This window comes from Serratia sp. AKBS12 (assembly GCF_024793895.1).
Classification (GTDB): Bacteria; Pseudomonadota; Gammaproteobacteria; order Enterobacterales; family Enterobacteriaceae; genus Serratia_F.
Window position 1 is genome coordinate 136,668 of sequence record NZ_JANUSB010000002.1, and the last position, 17,853, is coordinate 154,520.

Genomic DNA, 17,853 nt, shown 5'->3' on the forward strand with positions numbered 1-17,853 from the left:
CCGGCGTTAATAACACACAGCTGCGGTAACGCCACAACAAGGGCGCTATATTACTTCAATTATTCGTGCAATACAGAGTGGGAGAAAAAAATAAATAGCTCGGATATTACGAGGTGGGCAAATATCGATTTAAATCATTCGGCTAAGATTATTCCCAAAATAACCGAGTGCGCGGGGAGTTTCATTTTCTTACATGTTTATTCCTATCGTTTTTTGCATTTTAATTCGGAAAAAACAGTCAAAAATCTCAACTCTTTGTTTTATATATACTTATTAAAAAATGGCAATTTTGCGGCCTAAGCATGGTGGGCTGCCGCCCTCGTCAGCGTTAAACAGGGACTCAGCGCTCGAATCCCTGTCAGCCAATGCTATTTGCGGCTCAGGCTGCCACGCCGAAACAGGTTGCGGCGGATACGCGTCAATCCCGGTTTCGGTTTGCGCGGTTCATCCAGGCTGGCCAGCACCAGTTCCAGCACGCGCTCGGCGACGTCACGATGTCGCTGCGCCACCGCCAGCACCGGGCATTCCAGGAAGTCCAACAGCTCGTTGTCACCAAAGGTGGCAATCGCCAGATCGGTAGGCAAACGGCCCTGTTGCTTGAGTGTCACATCCATCACGCCCTGCAATAACGAAAATGAGGTGGTGAATAACGCCTGCGGCATCGGGTTGCTCTTCAGCCAAGTGGCAAACAGCGTACCGGCGGCTTCACGTTCATAACCGTTGGCATAAAGATAATCGACGTGCCGTTCGTCGTCCTGCCAGGCCTGTCTGAACCCCTGTTCACGCAGGAAACTGACCGACAGTTCGGGCAATGCGCCAAGATACAGCACCGATTTGGCCGGGAAGGTGCGCAATTCCTGTGCCAGCGCGAAGGCATCTTCCTGATCGGCACCGACCACGCTAATGAAATGCTCGCGATCCAACGCGCGATCCAGCGCGATGATCGGCAGCGGATCGTTGGCCCAACGCTGATAGAACGGATGTTCCGGCGGCAAGGCGGTGGAAACGATAATGGCGTCCACCTGACGCTGCAACAGATGTTCAATGCAGCGCATTTCGTTATCGGGCTGGTCTTCCGAACAGGCGATCAACAGTTGGTAACCGCGCTGACGCGCCTGACGTTCGAGATAGTTGGCAATGCGGGTGTAACTGGTGTTTTCCAAATCGGGAATCACCAGGCCGATAGAACGGGTCCGACCGGCACGCAGCCCGGCCGCGACGGCGTTCGGATGATAATTATGCTCCCTGACCACGGCCATCACTTTATCGACGGTTTTATCGCTAACGCGATACTGCTTCGCCTTTCCATTGATGACATAACTGGCCGTGGTGCGCGAAACGCCCGCGAGACGCGCGATTTCATCCAGTTTCACGTTAACCCCTTACTGAAGCTGTTATGTAGAGTGTGACGGCTGTCGGCGGATCTGACTTTCCCCTCGTCCGGCCCAGCGATCTAACAGCAGAAAACGCCATCGGGCAACCGCTTTTGCCAAAAGCGGTTGGTAATCAAACAATTTGTATTGGAAATCTTGACCAAAAACAAAGGGCGCGCCGTGGCACCCTCCACATTATCAACATGTTTTACCTTTCAGCGCATGATTTTGTCGCCGCGCGATACGCCAACCACGCCGGAACGCGCCACTTCAACGATTTCCGCCACTTCACGCACCGCATTGATAAACGCATCGAGCTTGTCGCTGGTGCCGGCCAGTTGCACGGTATACAGCGTCGCGGTGACGTCGACAATCTGGCCGCGGAAGATATCAGCACAGCGCTTGACCTCTTCTCGCCCGTAGCCGCTGGCTTGCAGTTTCACCAGCATGATTTCCCGTTCGACATGCGCGCCCTGCGCCAGTTCGCTGACGCGCAGCACGTCCACCAGCTTGTGCAGTTGCTTTTCGATCTGCTCCAGCACCTTTTCATCGCCGACGGTCTGAATGGTCATGCGTGAGAGGGTTGGATCGTCGGTTGGTGCCACCGTCAGACTTTCAATGTTGTAACCACGCTGAGAAAACAGCCCAACCACGCGCGACAGGGCGCCGGATTCGTTTTCCAGCAGTACAGATAAGATACGGCGCATGATCAGGTCCTCTCCGTTTTGCTTAACCACATTTCGTCCATGCTTCCACCGCGGATCTGCATTGGATACACATGTTCGGTTTCATCGACGGTCACATCGACAAACACCAGCCGGTTCTTTTCTGCCAGCGCCTGCGCCAGCTTGCTTTCCAGCTCGTCCGGTGTGCGAATGGCGATGCCCACATGACCATAGGCTTCAGCCAGTCTGACGAAGTCGGGCAGAGACTCCATATAGGACTGTGAGTGGCGGCCAGAGTAGATCATGTCCTGCCACTGCTTCACCATCCCCAAATAACGGTTATTAAGATTGACCACCACTACCGGCAGATTGTATTGCAGCGCGGTGGACAATTCCTGAATGTTCATTTGAATGCTGCCGTCGCCGGTAACGCACACCACGGTTTCATCGGGTAGCGCCAGCTTCACGCCCAGCGCCGCCGGCAGGCCAAAGCCCATGGTGCCGAGCCCACCGGAGTTGATCCAGCGGCGTGGCTGGTCAAACGGATAATAAAGTGCGGCAAACATTTGATGCTGCCCAACGTCCGAGGTGACGTAGGCATCACCTTTGGTCAGGCGGTGCAGGGCTTCGATTACCGCCTGCGGTTTGATGGTCGGACCGGTTTTGTCATAGCCCAGGCAATCGCGCGCGCGCCATTGTTCGATCGCCTGCCACCAGTCGCGCAGCGCATCGTGATCCTGCTGCTTTTCCCCTTGTCCCAGCAGCTCGAGCATCTGCGTCAGCACCTGTTTGGCGTCGCCGACAATCGGGATATCGGCATCCACCGTTTTCGAAATCGAGGTGGGATCGATATCGATGTGCAGCACAGTGGCATCCGGACAGTATTTGGCCAGGTTGTTGGTGGTACGATCGTCAAACCGCACGCCAACAGCGAAGATGACATCTGAATGATGCATGGTTTTGTTGGCTTCATAGGTTCCGTGCATGCCCAGCATGCCTACGCTCTGACGATGCGTACCAGGGAATGCGCCCAATCCCATCAGCGTACAGGTCACCGGCAGGTTGAGTTTTTCTGCCAGTTCCCGCAGCTCTTGATGGCAGGCAGCATTGATGGCGCCACCGCCGACATACATCACCGGCTTCTTGGCCGCCAATATGGTTTGCAACGCCCGCTTTATTTGCCCTCGGTGCCCCTGCACCGTCGGATTGTAAGAGCGCATGCTGACGTCCTGCGGGTATGCATAAGGCATTCTTACCGCCGGCCCGACAATGTCTTTTGGCAAGTCGATGACCACCGGACCCGGGCGACCGCTGGCCGCCAGATAGAAGGCTTTTTTCAAAATGGAAGGAATGTCTTCGGTGCGCTTAACCAGGAAACTGTGTTTTACCACCGGGCGGGAAATACCCACCATGTCACATTCCTGGAAGGCATCGTAACCAATCAGCGAGCTAGGTACCTGGCCCGACAGCACCACCATCGGAATCGAATCCATATAGGCGGTAGCAATGCCGGTAATGGCGTTGGTCGCGCCGGGGCCGGACGTCACCAGCACCACCCCGACTTCGCCAGTGGCGCGGGCGTAGCCGTCGGCCATGTGCACCGCTCCCTGCTCGTGACGAACCAGCACGTGATCAATGCCGCCCACCGTGTGCAGGGCATCGTAGATATCGAGCACCGCCCCGCCCGGGTAGCCGAATACATGCTTTACGCCCTGATCGATCAACGATCGGACGACCATCTCGGCTCCTGATAACATCTCCATGGGTTTGCCTCCAGGCTTGCTTATTCTTGTCTGGCACCGGAACGTGGCGCCTACAGTGGGGAATGCCCCAACGTTTTTATGGTCTGTTCATAACCCCTTAACATAACGTCAGAGTATGAGGCAGGCAAACGGCAAAATGGCGCAATAATCGCACAGAAGGTGCAACAGGCTGGCGTCAGGGGGCGACTTAAAACAATGCACTAGCCAGAAGGGCGTTCGGCTAGGCATTGTTTTGGCAAGGACAGTAATTACAGAACTATATCGGGTGAATGACATGCCGGTTTTTTCGGCAACGGCGGTTCAAAAAAAGCCCAAAACAGCCGTTACCGGTACATGGCCTCAATTTCATGCTGATAACGCTGAAGAATGACTTTGCGGCGCAGCTTCAATGTCGGCGTCAGCTCGCCCAGCTCCATCGAGAATGCCGCTGGCAGCAGGGTGAACTTTTTCACCTGCTCAAAGCGCGCCAGTTCGTTTTGCATCTCACGCAGGCGCGCCTCGAACATCTCGATGATGTGGCTGTTACGTAGCAGTTCCAGGCGATCGTGATACTTCAGATTGATCGATTTGGCGTACAGTTCCAGCGACTCAAAACACGGCACAATCAGCGCGGAGACAAACTTGCGCGTGTCGGCGACGATCGCCACCTGCTCAATGAAACGATCCTGCGCCAACCTGCCCTCCAGCATTTGCGGAGCGATATACTTGCCTCCAGAGGTTTTCATCAGGTCTTTCAGACGCTCGGTAATGAACAGGTTACCGTGGTGGTCTACCGTACCGGCATCGCCGGTTTTCAACCAGCCGTCGGCGGTAAAGGCATCGGCAGTTTCCAGTGGCTTGTTGAAATAACCGCGCATGACGACTGGCCCACGAACCTGGATTTCGTTTTCTTCCGCGATGCGCACCTCGAGCGTCGGCAACGGTTTGCCGATCGAGCCGAAACGGAAGTCCCGCTCTTCCCAGCACGATACGGTAGCGCAGGTTTCCGTCATGCCATAACCGTATTTAATGTTCACGCCCATTGCCTGGAAAAACAAAATCACGTTGTCATCCAGTTTGGCACCTGCCGCTGGCAGAAAACGCACCCGGCCGCCTAAAATGCCGCGCAGCTTGCTCAGTACCAGTTTGTCTGCCCAACGGTGCGCCAGCTCCAGCGTTTTACCTACAGGTCTGGCAGCGCGCTCCTGCAAAAACTTTCGTTCGCCACAGCCGATCGCCCAATGGAACAGCTTTCTGCGCCACCACGGCGCACGCGCGACCTTTTCGTGAACCGCACTGTAGATCTTTTCATAGAAGCGCGGCACCGCACACATCACACTCGGCCGCACCGCTGCCATCGCCTCACGTACCCAATCGGTATTCGGCAAAAAGACGTTCTGGGCGCCGCAATGCATGATAAAGAAACTCCAGGCACGCTCGAAAACGTGCGACAACGGCAGGAAGCTGAGTGAAATGTCGTCGGCATCGACGGTCAGGCGTTGGTCATGCAAACACAGCTGAGCCGCCATATTGCGATAGTCGAGCATGACGCCCTTGGGCTCCCCGGTGGTGCCGGAGGTGTAGATCAGGGTAAATAAATCCTGCAAATCCTGGCCAGCAATACGTTCCGCCAGGCGCGCATGGTGCTGTTCAACGTCGGCTTCGCGCTCAATATGGCTCAGATAGCGGGCGATGTCGCAACCGCGCAAATCGACGGCATCGTCAAATACCACAATATGCGCCAGCTGTGGACAAACGCCGCGCAACGCAATCGCCGCATCCATTTGCGCCTGCTCGCCAACGAATAAAATGCGCACATCGGCATCATTAACTATAAATGCCGCCTGCGCCGGCGTGTGGGTAGCATACAGCGGCACGCTGATCGCCCGTAAATGCAAAATCGCCAGATCGGCCAGCGACCATGCCATGCTGTTATTGGCGAAAATTGCCACACGCTCCTGAACCTCGACGTTCATCGACAGCAGCGCGCTGGCAATATGATTGATATGCGTGCCAACCTGTTGCCAGGTCAGTTGGCTCTCTCCTGCTGGCGTCCATTGCCGGAAAGCCACGCAATCGGCACGTTGGGAAATCTGCTGCTGTATCCGGTTAACCTGGTGGTATTGTTGCAAGTCTTTGATCATAAAAGCTCGAGCCTGAAATAAATCAAAAAGTTAGCCTTCACCAGAGCCACAGCCCGGCATCTCAGCTTACACGTGTTTATTTTTTTCGCGCAGTCTACCTACACTCTCGTCACGGGGAAAGGATTTTCAGCGTAGGGCTGTGCGCCAAATATCGCCAGAATCGAGCGACGGACTCAGCACCACCGCAAAGCAAGCAGGGAATTTTACGGCCACAGAAGCAAAACAAAAGCCGGTAATAGCAGTAGAACAAAATACTGCCGTATAAAAAAATATTGGTGTTTGATATCAGACCAAAAAATATCTTTTCAATCCATATCAAACGATGGACACCCACTATCCGTTAGAGGATTAAATAAGAAAATACTGCCAGATAAATAAGTATTATCTTATTTATAGTATGCAATATGTCTATTAACCCGGAGCCGCTACCGGCTCCCGGACGAATATTCCCTGACTTAACGCAACAGATCTGCCTGGCTCAATACAGATTTTATCCATTGATGCCCTTTATCCCGCTCGGCAGATTCATGCCAGGTAAGATAGCAGGTGGCTTGATTTTGCTCTGAGGGCAACTCCAGCATCCTGATATTCAGCGCGTCGGTATATTGCTCGGCGAACCAGCGCGGTACCATCGCCACCCTGTCCGTATGCGCCACAATATGCAGTGCGCTATAAAGATCGGTGCATTGCTGCATTACCGTGCGCAACATGTTTTCCTGCAGATAGTAAGGCTTGCTGAAGGAACAATAATTATCCAATGACACCACGGCATGATGTTCCGCCAATAACTGCTCCTGAGTGATGCTGTCGTGGATCCGCGGGTGCGTCTGCGACACCACCAGCACTAATGGATCGGAAAATAGCGGTTGATTTTGAAACTCGTGATGGGCAAATGGGCTATAACCGATGACGAATCCCACCTCCTGGAAACGTAACTGGTGCTCGATATAATCATTAAAACAGGCGCTGACCCGCAAACGGATATGCGGTGCCATGCATTTTACGTTATTCAGCACTTTGGCCGTCAAACGCAAATCCAGCGGACTGCAAATGGCAATCGAAAATAGCCGATCGCTGGTCTGACTGTCGAATCCGCTGCCAGGCAGCTCGTTCCTCACCAATTGCAGTGCCTGCCGCACCGGCCCGAACAGCTGTCGAGCCCGTAAGGTTGGTTGAATGCCACGGCCGAAACGCACGAACAGCTCGTCATTGAACATGATTTTCAAGCGGGCCACCGCATTGCTCACCGCCGGCTGCGACATGCCCAATACGTTTGCCGCACGCGTAATATTCTGCATTTGCATTACGGCATCAAATACGGTGAGTAAATTAAGATCAACCCCACGTAAGTGAATATCTTCCTGACCCTTTTCTAAGACATTTCCTGAATTATATTCAGACATATCTAACCCCACTCCGTCCTATGTCATTAATATCACCTATGTACGGAACAGTGCGAATTATCGCCGCCACACTGCTGTATGTTCATTAAGCGAAATGCGTTATCGTGATGACTATCTGGTTGGCACAAAAAACAAGCGAACTTCGGTGAAACATTGCCACCAAAAGTGTTTTACACCCACTGAAAATCGCGCACTTATTGGACTGTCAGCAACGAAGTGATAAATCCACCCCGTAAACTACCTTCAGCCCGCATCGCTGCACGGTGAATAAAATCATGATATAGACAACCCACAATGCCATATAGGCAATCCGCCAATAAAGCAAGGCATTGCATTATTGTTAACAGAATATAATAGTAGAATTAATTTATAGACACCTAACAAAAACCATTAACAGAAAAAATTAGACCGCTGCTAATCAGTATTGGATTCAATCCATGCGCTTTTCATGCCAGGCGGTAATTTTAACCCAGCGAGATCGATAAGCAACGCGTTATCACTTTATTCAGCTGATTTATGCCAAGCGGCTCGCAATTCCGAACTTTTCGTTTAACTGGAACTATCATCTTTTACAGAACTATCTTCTGTTGGTTGTTCTCTGTCGATTATCGCGAGGCCAATTCGCGCCATTTTCAATCAAGAGTTGACATCGGCTGATCAATAACGTATCAAATTAAGCAACGCACACATTTAGAGACGTTGAATCACATGATCCGAATTACTCAGCTACTAGGCCTACTACTTATCGCATCTTCTTTGCGCGGTATGCCAGTGGGCAGAGTTCGGGGCTGATTCAGCCACTCACCCATAAGAAACCCGCGCTACTGCGCGGGTTTTTTTTTGCCCGCTTAGCGTGAAACAAACACGATAAGGAACAATCAGATGAGCCAACAAGTCATTATTTTTGATACCACGCTGCGTGATGGTGAACAGGCGCTGCAAGCCAGTCTGAGCGTAAAAGAAAAGATCCAGATCGCCATGGCTCTGGAACGCATGGGCGTTGATGTAATGGAAGTCGGCTTCCCGGTTTCCTCACCGGGTGATTTTGAATCGGTGCAAACCATCGCTCGCCAGATTAAAAACAGCCGGGTATGCGGTCTGGCTCGCTGCGTCGACAACGATATCGACGTCGCCGCCGAAGCGCTGCGCGTCGCCGAAGCGTTCCGTATCCACGTATTCCTGGCCACTTCGACGTTGCACATCGAATCAAAATTAAAACGTTCCTTCGACGAAGTGCTGGAAATGGCGGTACGCTCGGTGAAGCGTGCGCGCAACTATACCGATGACGTCGAATTTTCCTGCGAGGATGCCGGCCGCACGCCGATCGACAACCTGTGCCGCGTGGTGGAAGCCGCGATCAACGCCGGCGCCACCACCATTAATATTCCAGACACCGTCGGCTACACCACGCCAAACCAGTTTGGCGGCATCATCACTACTCTGTACGACCGCGTGCCAAATATCGACAAGGCCATAATCTCGGTGCACTGTCACGACGACCTGGGTATGGCGGTCGGCAACTCCATTGCCGCGGTACAGGCTGGGGCGCGTCAGGTCGAAGGCACTCTGAACGGCATTGGTGAACGCGCTGGCAACACCTCGCTGGAAGAAGTGATTATGGCGATCAAGGTGCGTCAGGACATCATGAATGTGCACACCAATATCAACCATCAGGAAATCTATCGTACCAGCCAGTTGGTCAGCCAGCTGTGCAATATGCCCATCCCGGCCAACAAGGCCATCGTCGGTTCCAACGCCTTCGCCCATTCCTCCGGCATCCATCAGGATGGCGTGCTGAAAAACCGCGAAAACTACGAAATCATGTCACCGCAGACCATCGGCCTGAAGGACGTGCAGTTGAATCTGACCTCACGTTCCGGTCGCGCGGCGGTGAAGCACCGCATGGAAGAAATGGGTTATAAGGAACAGGACTACAACCTGGATGATCTGTACAGCGCCTTCCTGAAGCTGGCAGACAAAAAAGGTCAGGTGTTCGACTACGATCTGGAAGCGCTGGCGTTCATTAACAAGCAGCAGGAAGAGCCGGAGCATTACAGCCTGGGCTACTTCAGCGTCCAGTCAGGCAGCAGCATTATGGCAACCGCATCGGTCAAACTGATCTGCGGCGGCGAAGAAAAAGCCGAAGCCGCGACCGGTAACGGCCCGGTTGATGCCGTTTATCAAGCCATCAACCGTATTACCGACTACCCGATCGAACTGGTGAAGTATCAGCTGACCGCCAAGGGTCAGGGTCGAGACGCGCTGGGCCAGGTTGATATCGTGGTTTCCTACAACGGCCGCCGCTTCCATGGCGTCGGGCTGGCAACAGACATCGTCGAATCCTCTGCCAAGGCGATGATTCACGTATTGAACAATATTTGGCGCTCCCAGCAGGTAGAAAAAGAAAAACAGCGTCTGCAACAAAATAAACATCAAAATAATCAGGAAACGGTGTGAACATGACGAAAAGCTACCACATTGCCATCTTGCCCGGAGATGGCATCGGCCCGGAAGTAATGGCCCAGGCACGCAAAGTGTTGGACGCAGTGCGCCAGCGCTTTGATATTCGCATTAGCGCAGCGGAATATGACGTTGGCGGTATTGCCATCGATCGCCACGGCAGTCCGCTGCCGGCGGCAACCGTTGCCGGCTGCGAACAGGCGGATGCGATCCTGTTCGGCTCGGTCGGCGGGCCAAAATGGGAGCATCTGCCAGCGGCAGAACAACCCGAGCGCGGCGCGTTGCTGCCGCTGCGCAAGCATTTCAAGCTGTTCAGCAACCTGCGCCCTGCCCGCCTGTATCAGGGTCTGGAGGATTTCTGCCCGCTGCGCGCGGATATTGCCGCCAACGGTTTTGACATCCTGTGCGTACGCGAGCTGACCGGCGGTATCTATTTCGGCCAGCCAAAAGGCCGCGAAGGTCAGGGCATGCAGGAACGCGCGTTCGACACCGAGGTTTATCATCGCTTCGAGATCGAACGTATCGCGCGCATCGCCTTTGAATCCGCCCGCAAGCGTCGTGGCAAGGTGACCTCTATCGATAAGGCCAACGTGTTGCAGAGCTCGATCCTGTGGCGCGAAGTGGTGAACGGCGTCGCCAAGGATTATCCGGACGTGTCGCTGTCGCACATGTATATCGACAACGCCACCATGCAGTTGATCAAGGATCCGTCGCAGTTCGACGTACTGCTGTGCTCCAACCTGTTCGGTGACATTCTGTCTGACGAGTGCGCGATGATTACCGGCTCGATGGGCATGCTGCCTTCTGCCAGCCTGAACGAGGCCGGTTTCGGCCTGTACGAACCGGCAGGCGGTTCCGCGCCAGACATCGCCGGTAAGGGCATTGCCAACCCGATCGCCCAGATCCTGTCCGCCACCCTGATGCTGCGTTACAGCCTGGGAGCCGATGAGGCCGCCGACGCGATCGAACGCGCCATCAACCAGGCGTTGGAACAAGGGTACCGCACTGCCGATCTGGCCGGTGAGGGCAAGGCAATCAGCACCGATGAAATGGGCGATATCATCGCTCGCTTTGTAGCTCAGGGGGCTTAACATGGCCAAAACGTTATATCAAAAACTGTATGATGCCCACGTAGTGTACGAAGCGCCGAACGAAACGCCGTTGCTGTACATCGATCGCCATCTGGTGCACGAAGTTACTTCTCCGCAGGCGTTTGACGGCCTGCGCGCCATGGGTCGCAAGGTTCGCCAGCCGGGCAAAACCTTCGCCACCATGGATCACAACGTCTCCACCCAGACCAAAGACATCAATGCCAGCGGCGAAATGGCACGTATCCAGATGCAGGAACTGATCAAGAACTGCGCTGAGTTCGGCGTATCGCTGTATGACCTGAATCACCCGTTCCAGGGCATCGTACACGTGATCGGCCCGGAACAGGGCATGACGCTGCCGGGCATGACCATCGTCTGCGGCGACTCGCACACCGCTACCCATGGCGCCTTTGGTTCGCTGGCGTTCGGCATCGGCACCTCCGAAGTGGAACACGTGCTGGCCACTCAGACCCTGAAGCAGGGCCGCGCCAAGACCATGAAAATCGAAGTGACCGGCGACGCTGCCGAAGGCATCACCGCCAAGGACATCGTACTGGCGGTAATTGGCAAGACCGGTAGCGCCGGCGGTACCGGCCACGTCGTGGAATTCTGCGGCAAGGCAATTGAGCAGCTTTCCATGGAAGGCCGCATGACGCTGTGCAATATGGCGATCGAAATGGGCGCCAAAGCGGGTCTGGTGGCACCGGACGAGGTTACCTTCGATTACCTGAAGGGTCGCCAGTTCGCCCCAACCGGCGACAACTGGCAGCAGGCGGTTGCCTACTGGCGTACGCTGAAGTCCGACGACGACGCCAGCTTCGACAGCGTGGTAACGCTGCGTGCAGAAGATATCGCGCCACAGGTCACCTGGGGTACCAATCCCGGGCAGGTGATCGCGGTCAATCAGGCGATCCCTGCACCGGAGTCGTTCAGCGATCCGGTTGAACGCGCCTCGGCGGAAAAAGCCCTGGCCTATATGGATCTGAAACCGGGCATTAAACTGACCGAAGTCCCAATCGACAAAGTGTTTATCGGCTCTTGTACCAACTCGCGCATCGAAGACCTGCGCGCAGCGGCGGCCATTGCCAAAGGCCGTAAAGTGGCCAGCGGCGTACAGGCGATCGTGGTGCCCGGGTCCGGGCCGGTCAAGGCCCAGGCAGAAGCGGAAGGCCTGGACAAGATATTTATCGAGGCCGGTTTTGAATGGCGTCTGCCGGGCTGCTCAATGTGCCTGGCGATGAACAACGACCGTCTGAATCCGGGCGAGCGTTGCGCATCCACCAGCAACCGTAACTTCGAAGGGCGCCAGGGGCGTGGTGGGCGCACCCACCTGGTCAGCCCGGCGATGGCTGCCGCAGCCGCCGTCAGCGGCCATTTCGCCGATATCCGTGAATTGCACTAAGGAGCACGACCGTGGCTAAATTTACTCAACATACTGGCATCGTCGTGCCTTTGGATGCCGCCAACGTCGATACCGACGCCATCATTCCAAAACAGTTTTTGCAGAAGGTGACGCGCACCGGCTTCGGCCAGCACCTGTTCAATGACTGGCGTTTCCTCGACGACGCCGGCCAGCAGCCGAACCCCGAGTTCGTGCTGAACAAGCCGCGCTACCAAGGGGCCAGTATCCTGTTGGCGCGTGAAAACTTCGGCTGTGGCTCCTCGCGCGAACACGCGCCGTGGGCACTGACCGATTACGGTTTCAAGGTGGTGATTGCGCCGAGCTTTGCCGACATTTTCTACGGTAACTCGTTCAACAACCAGCTGTTGCCGGTGACGCTGAGCGAACAGGATGTCGATACCCTGTTCCGGTTGGTCGCCGACAACGAAGGTATCGAATTTACCGTCGATCTGGAAAACCAGACGGTGAACGCCGGCGGGCGCAGCTACCCGTTTGACATCGACGGCTTCCGCCGCCACTGCATGATCAATGGTCTGGATAGCATCGGCCTGACGCTGCAGCACGAAACGGATATCACGCGTTACGAAGCGCAGCAGCCGGCATTTTTGAACTGATCGTCAGTTAATATCTGCAATCATTGACGCCGCCAGACGGCGTCAACAGTGGCTGGGATTACCAGTATCCCAGCCACTTCCACCATAAACTGCCAATGACCAGCCAGATCGTCAGGTTGACGACACTCATTACCAGGCCGGTTTTCCACCATTCTCCCAGCGAGACATAACCCGAACCGAAGATGATCGGCGCGGTCCCGGTTGCATAGTGGGTTAGCGACATCATCAGCGAAGAGGAAAACGCCAGGATCAGTCCAAGCAATACCGGTGGTGCGCCAAGGGCAATACCGGCGGCGAAGAAGGCGGCGAACATCGCGGTAACGTGCGCGGTGGTGCTGGCAAAGAAGTAATGGGAATAGAGATAAACCAGCGTCAGTAACAGCGTGCCACCCACCCAGCTCATCCCCATATGGGCAATAGCGGCGCCTACACTCTGCGATAGCCAGGTAATCAACCCGAGTTTGCCCAGATAGGTTGCCATCATCACCAGTGCCGAGAACCATACCACGGTGTCCCAGGCGCCCTTGTGTTTCAGTATGTCATCCCAGCTCAGCACCCCGCTGGCCAACAGCACCGCCAGCCCAACCAGGGCCGCAGTGGTTGGGCTCACCGCCAGCGCCGGGCCGAATATCATCGCCGGAATGCCGGCCCACAATACCAGCAACAGCGCGAACACCGCCAAAGTGATTTTCTCCGGCAGCGTCACCGGCCCGAGTTCACGCAGCTTTTCCTGAGCAAAATGCGGCGCATTCGGCGTGCTTTTGATTTCCGGTGGATAGAGGAGATAGATAACCAACGGCATAACGAACAGTGAACAGATCCCCGGTACCAGCGCCGCCAGCGCCCACATGCCCCAGGACAGCTCCACGCTGTCGTGGGTACCTTTGGCTATCAGACTGACCACCAGCGGATTAGGCGCGGTAGCGGTGATAAACATCGCCGAGGTCACCGGATTGATGTTGTAATTCACCAATGCCAGATAACGGCCAATTTTGCCCGCGGTGTTCAGTTCGGCCTTAGAGCCAAAGCTGTCGGCGATCGACTTCATGATTGGGTGGATGATCCCACCACCGCGTGCGGTATTGCTTGGCGTTACCGGCGCCAGCGTGGTTTCCGCCAACGTCAGCGCATAGGCAATACCCAGCGTCTTTTTGCCAAACAGCGAGATAAAGTAATAACCGATTCGCCCACCCAGGCCGGTTTTGTTCAGGCTGAGGGAAATCATGATCGAAAAACCGATCAGCCAGATCAGAGGGTTGGAAAAACCACTCAGCGCATCACTCAACGCCGCTCCGGGCTTGCCGGGATGGGTAACTTCGGTGAGCGCCACCAGCGCAATGGCAATGATCGATACCGCGCCTATCGGCATCGCTTTGCCGATGATGGCAATAATAGTGCCGATGAACAGTGCCAGCAGTTGCCAGGCATTGGGTTCAACACCCTCGGGAGCCGGGATGACAAACCAGATAAGCAGCGCAGCGGCGACGGCAATCAGCGTAGGAACAGGCTTGAGCGGAGACAGTTTGTCCATAACATACCCACTTTTTCAACGGATCGGCATCTCAAACAAGATGGCTGAGCGCGCTACAATCAACGCGCGGAAAGTCCGTTCAGCTTGGGGGTAAGGCGTAAGTTTCTCAATGACATATGTCAATGATGAGGGAAGTAACGATCATGCTTCGCGTACCCGGCTACATAACCATAGCGACAGAGCGGCCAACGCCGTCGCCAGCCAGTACACCGCGTAATGGCCAAGGTTCTCCACCAGCACGCCTTGCAGGATGCCCGCCAGGATGACGCCGGTCGAAATGCTGTTGGTGAACATGGTGGTGGCCGCACCGGGCCGACCCGGCATCAAATCCTGGAAGTACAGCATACCGATGCCAGCGATGATACCGATAAAAATCGCATTGAACAGTTGCAGCACCATCAGCGCCAGTTTGAACTGGAACAGCACCAGACCGGCGTAGAACACGATGCCGGCCACAATGGCAAACAGCATCATGCTGCGCTTGCCGAAATGCTTGACCACATAACCCGCCAGCAGCATCGCCGGGATCTCCAGCGCGGCTGCGGTGCCCATCAGCAGCCCCGCCAGCCGTTCCGGCAGGCCGAGATCGCTGGTGATATACAGGGGCATATCAATGATATACATGGTATTGCAGGTCCACATCAGCATCGATGCGACAAACAGCCGCCGCACATCGCGGTCGCGCCAGGCGCTCGGCGGTGCAATCGGCGAGGCGTCGAGGCTACCGGTTTGCGCTGCGCGCGGTACCGACGGCAGGCAAAACCACACCAGTATGGCACAGAGCAGGAAAATGCCGGCGGCAATCAGAAACATCACGGTAAAACCGTAATTCAGCGCCAGCGCAAACGACAGCGGCGGGCCAATAACCCACGCCAGAGACAATTGGGCGCGCATCACCGAACTGAACATCACCACTTCGCGCGCCGTACTGTCAGCATACTCACGCGCCAGGGCAAAGATTTGCGGCATGGCGGTATTGGCGATCGCCGCCAGCAGTACCCCGGCGGTAATCAGCGTCATATAGTCGCGGTTAAAGGCAAACAGCACGCAGTTCCCCACCGCCATCAGGCAGCACAGCAAAATCAGCCTGCGCCGGTCGCCGCGAGTATCCGAGCGCTTGGCCAGCAAAAAACTGACCAGAATGCCGGCCACGGCGTTAACGGTATAAAACAGCCCGACCCACAACGGCCGCGCTTTGACTTCGGTGGTTAAAAACAGACTCAGCGTCGGCGCCTGCAACGCGCCGGCGATACCGGCAAGAAAGGCAACAATCAGGAATGCGGTGAAAATCGGGTTAAAACGGCGTGGCAACCAGCGTTTGGAATTCATACCTGCATCCCTGACCAGAGACAAAATCGTTATGCTACAGAAGGAAATTGGCAGAAGAAAGCAGCAGCGAAAGATAAAAAAACCAGTGGGTCGCCCCACTGGCTGGTGAAATGCACCATTACTCAGAAATTGGGTTATTCAAGCCCTAGAGGCGCCGACGGTATTCCTTGTCCGACAGTGTCGGCAGATCCCACTGGGTGAGATGGGCCAGCATTTCCATACGCGCCTGCGGCGGCACCAGCGTCAGCCAATCGGCTTTTTGGCGGCCAATGGCGGCGAAATAGCGCTGATAAAACTGTCTGGTCAATAAAAGGTTCATAAGCCGCACCCCCGTGCTTTCATCTGACAAAATTATCGGCGTAATATAGGGAAAGATAAATTGACGAGTTAACCGCGGAGTGTTCCTCTTTTATGTCCACCTCACGCTTGCAACAACAATTCATCCGCCTCTGGCAACGCTGCCATGGTGAAACCACCGAAACCACCTTGCAGGAACTGGCAGAGGTACTCAGCTGTTCTCGCCGCCACGTGCGCTCATTGCTGGGCGCGATGCAGCAGGCCGGCTGGCTGACCTGGCATGCGGAGGCTGGGCGCGGCAAGCGTTCGCAACTGACTTTCCACTACACCGGCCTGGCGCTACAGCAGCAGCGGGCAGAAGAGTTGCTGGAACAGGATCGCATCGACCAGTTGGTGCAGCTGGTCGGCGACAAAAACGTGGTACGCCAGATGCTGCTTTCCCAACTGGGGCGCAGCTTTCGCCAGGGCAAGCACATATTGCGCGTACTGTATTACCGCCAGCTGTCCAATCTGTTGCCCGGCTCGGCGCTGCGCCGCTCGGAAACCCACCTGGCACGGCAAATTTTCAGCGGACTGACAGGTATAAATGAGGAAAACGGGGAACTGGAATCCGATCTTGCCCACCATTGGCAGGCGTTAACTCCACTGCACTGGCGTTTTTATCTGCGACCGGCGATTCACTTTCACCATGGCCGCGAACTGGACATGGAGGATGTGATCCAATCGCTGACGCGCCTGATGCCGCTGCCGCTGTTTTCCCATCTCGCTCGCGTCACCTCACCGACGCCGTATGTCATCGACGTCCATCTGCACAGTCCGGACTACTGGCTGCCATGGCTGCTGGGCAGCGTCCATGCGATGATTGTGCCGCGCGAATGGCGCAGCCTGCCAGATTTCGCCCGTCAACCGGTCGGTACCGGCCCCTACAAAGTGGTGCGAAATCATCAAAATCAATTGAAAATTCACGCCTTTGACGATTATTTCGGTTTTCGCGCACTGATTGACGAGGTCAATATCTGGGTATTGCCGGAGGTGACCGAAGAGCTGGTGCACTCCGGCGTACAGCTGCAAGCCGATGACACCGGCAAAAACGAACTGGAGAGTCGGCTGGAAGAAGGCTGCTACTTTCTGCTGTTCGACCAGCGTTCGGCGTTGGCCGCCGACCCGACGATCCGCAGCTGGCTGTGTGAGCTGATCAACCCCATTGCGTTGCTAAGCAATGCCGGGCCGGTGTACCAGCGCTACTGGTCCCCCGCCTACGGCATTTTGCCGCGCTGGCACCACAACCGACAGTTGGCACAACAAAGCAAGCCGCCAGGTCTGACCGAACTGACTCTCACCTACTACAGCGAGCACTCCGAATTTTATGCCATCAGCGAAGCCATTGAGCCGCTGCTGGCACAGCACGGCATCAGGCTGAAGGTGCAAATCATCGATTACGATTGCTGGCACCAGGGCGCAGCGCACAGCGATATCTGGCTCGGCAGCGCCAACTTCTACTTGCCGCTGGAGTTTTCGCTGTTTGCTACGCTGTATGAATTGCCGCTGATGCAGCACTGCATGAGCGAAGATCTAAATCAGGACGCGGCGCAATGGCGTGACAATACCCTGCCGCTGGCAGAATTCTGCCAGCGCCTGGTCAGCCGTCATCATCTGCACCCGCTGTTTCACCACTGGCTGCAATTGCATGGTCAACGCAGCATGCGCGGGGTGCGCATGAATACGCTCGGCTGGTTCGATTTCAAATCCGCCTGGTTCGCACCGCCGGAGGCATAATCGTCTTTCGCCGAAGACGCAGACTC

General features: G+C 55.4%; 13 protein-coding genes. 5 read left to right on the forward strand and 8 right to left on the reverse strand.

The annotated features are described in order from the left end of the window. Window positions 1–368 precede the first annotated feature (368 nt). From cra to leuO, 5 genes are all read right to left on the reverse strand, one after another. Window positions 369–1,373, reverse strand: a complete 1,005-nt coding sequence (gene cra, locus NYE85_RS00635; RefSeq protein WP_259002384.1) for a catabolite repressor/activator — start codon at window positions 1,371–1,373, stop codon at window positions 369–371. A 215-nt stretch (window positions 1,374–1,588) separates the two neighbouring features. Next, a complete protein-coding gene (gene ilvN, locus NYE85_RS00640; RefSeq protein WP_039991162.1) occupies window positions 1,589–2,080 on the reverse strand; it encodes an acetolactate synthase small subunit in 492 nt (163 codons plus the stop codon). 2 nt (window positions 2,081–2,082) lie between these two features. Continuing rightward, complete coding sequence (gene ilvI / locus NYE85_RS00645) at window positions 2,083–3,801, reverse strand: acetolactate synthase 3 large subunit (RefSeq protein ID WP_259002386.1); 1,719 nt, start codon at window positions 3,799–3,801, stop codon at window positions 2,083–2,085. A gap of 323 nt (window positions 3,802–4,124) precedes the next feature. After that, window positions 4,125–5,924, reverse strand: coding sequence for a long-chain fatty acid--CoA ligase (locus tag NYE85_RS00650; RefSeq protein ID WP_259002388.1), 1,800 nt, complete (start codon window positions 5,922–5,924; stop codon window positions 4,125–4,127). 455 nt (window positions 5,925–6,379) lie between these two features. Beyond that, entirely contained in the window at window positions 6,380–7,327 is a 948-nt protein-coding gene (gene leuO / locus NYE85_RS00655) for a transcriptional regulator LeuO (protein WP_259002390.1), read from the reverse strand. A gap of 882 nt (window positions 7,328–8,209) precedes the next feature. On the opposite strand from leuO, the gene leuA reads away from it, so the two are divergent. From leuA to leuD, 4 genes are read left to right on the forward strand one after another with little or no spacing between them, the layout of a single operon-like run. After that, window positions 8,210–9,784 (forward strand): 2-isopropylmalate synthase, encoded by a 1,575-nt coding sequence (gene leuA / locus NYE85_RS00660; RefSeq protein ID WP_259002392.1) that lies wholly within the window; start codon window positions 8,210–8,212, stop codon window positions 9,782–9,784. 2 nt (window positions 9,785–9,786) lie between these two features. After that, complete coding sequence (leuB, locus tag NYE85_RS00665) at window positions 9,787–10,878, forward strand: 3-isopropylmalate dehydrogenase (RefSeq protein WP_259002786.1); 1,092 nt, start codon at window positions 9,787–9,789, stop codon at window positions 10,876–10,878. A 1-nt stretch (window position 10,879) separates the two neighbouring features. Beyond that, entirely contained in the window at window positions 10,880–12,280 is a 1,401-nt protein-coding gene (gene leuC, locus NYE85_RS00670) for a 3-isopropylmalate dehydratase large subunit (protein WP_259002394.1), read from the forward strand. 11 nt (window positions 12,281–12,291) lie between these two features. Continuing rightward, window positions 12,292–12,894 (forward strand): 3-isopropylmalate dehydratase small subunit, encoded by a 603-nt coding sequence (gene leuD, locus NYE85_RS00675; protein WP_259002396.1) that lies wholly within the window; start codon window positions 12,292–12,294, stop codon window positions 12,892–12,894. 58 nt (window positions 12,895–12,952) lie between these two features. On the opposite strand, the gene NYE85_RS00680 is transcribed toward leuD, so the two are convergent. From NYE85_RS00680 to sgrT, 3 genes are all read right to left on the reverse strand, one after another. After that, a complete protein-coding gene (locus NYE85_RS00680; RefSeq protein ID WP_259002398.1) occupies window positions 12,953–14,425 on the reverse strand; it encodes an anion permease in 1,473 nt (490 codons plus the stop codon). A 141-nt stretch (window positions 14,426–14,566) separates the two neighbouring features. Beyond that, on the reverse strand, window positions 14,567–15,754 hold the full coding sequence (locus NYE85_RS00685) for a sugar efflux transporter (RefSeq protein WP_259002400.1): 1,188 nt from the start codon (window positions 15,752–15,754) through the stop codon (window positions 14,567–14,569). Between the two features lie 145 nt (window positions 15,755–15,899). Continuing rightward, entirely contained in the window at window positions 15,900–16,073 is a 174-nt protein-coding gene (gene sgrT, locus NYE85_RS00690) for a glucose uptake inhibitor SgrT (protein ID WP_259002402.1), read from the reverse strand. Window positions 16,074–16,165: 92 nt separating this feature from the next. On the opposite strand from sgrT, the gene sgrR reads away from it, so the two are divergent. Next, on the forward strand, window positions 16,166–17,827 hold the full coding sequence (gene sgrR / locus NYE85_RS00695) for an HTH-type transcriptional regulator SgrR (protein WP_259002404.1): 1,662 nt from the start codon (window positions 16,166–16,168) through the stop codon (window positions 17,825–17,827). Window positions 17,828–17,853: the final 26 nt, after the last annotated feature.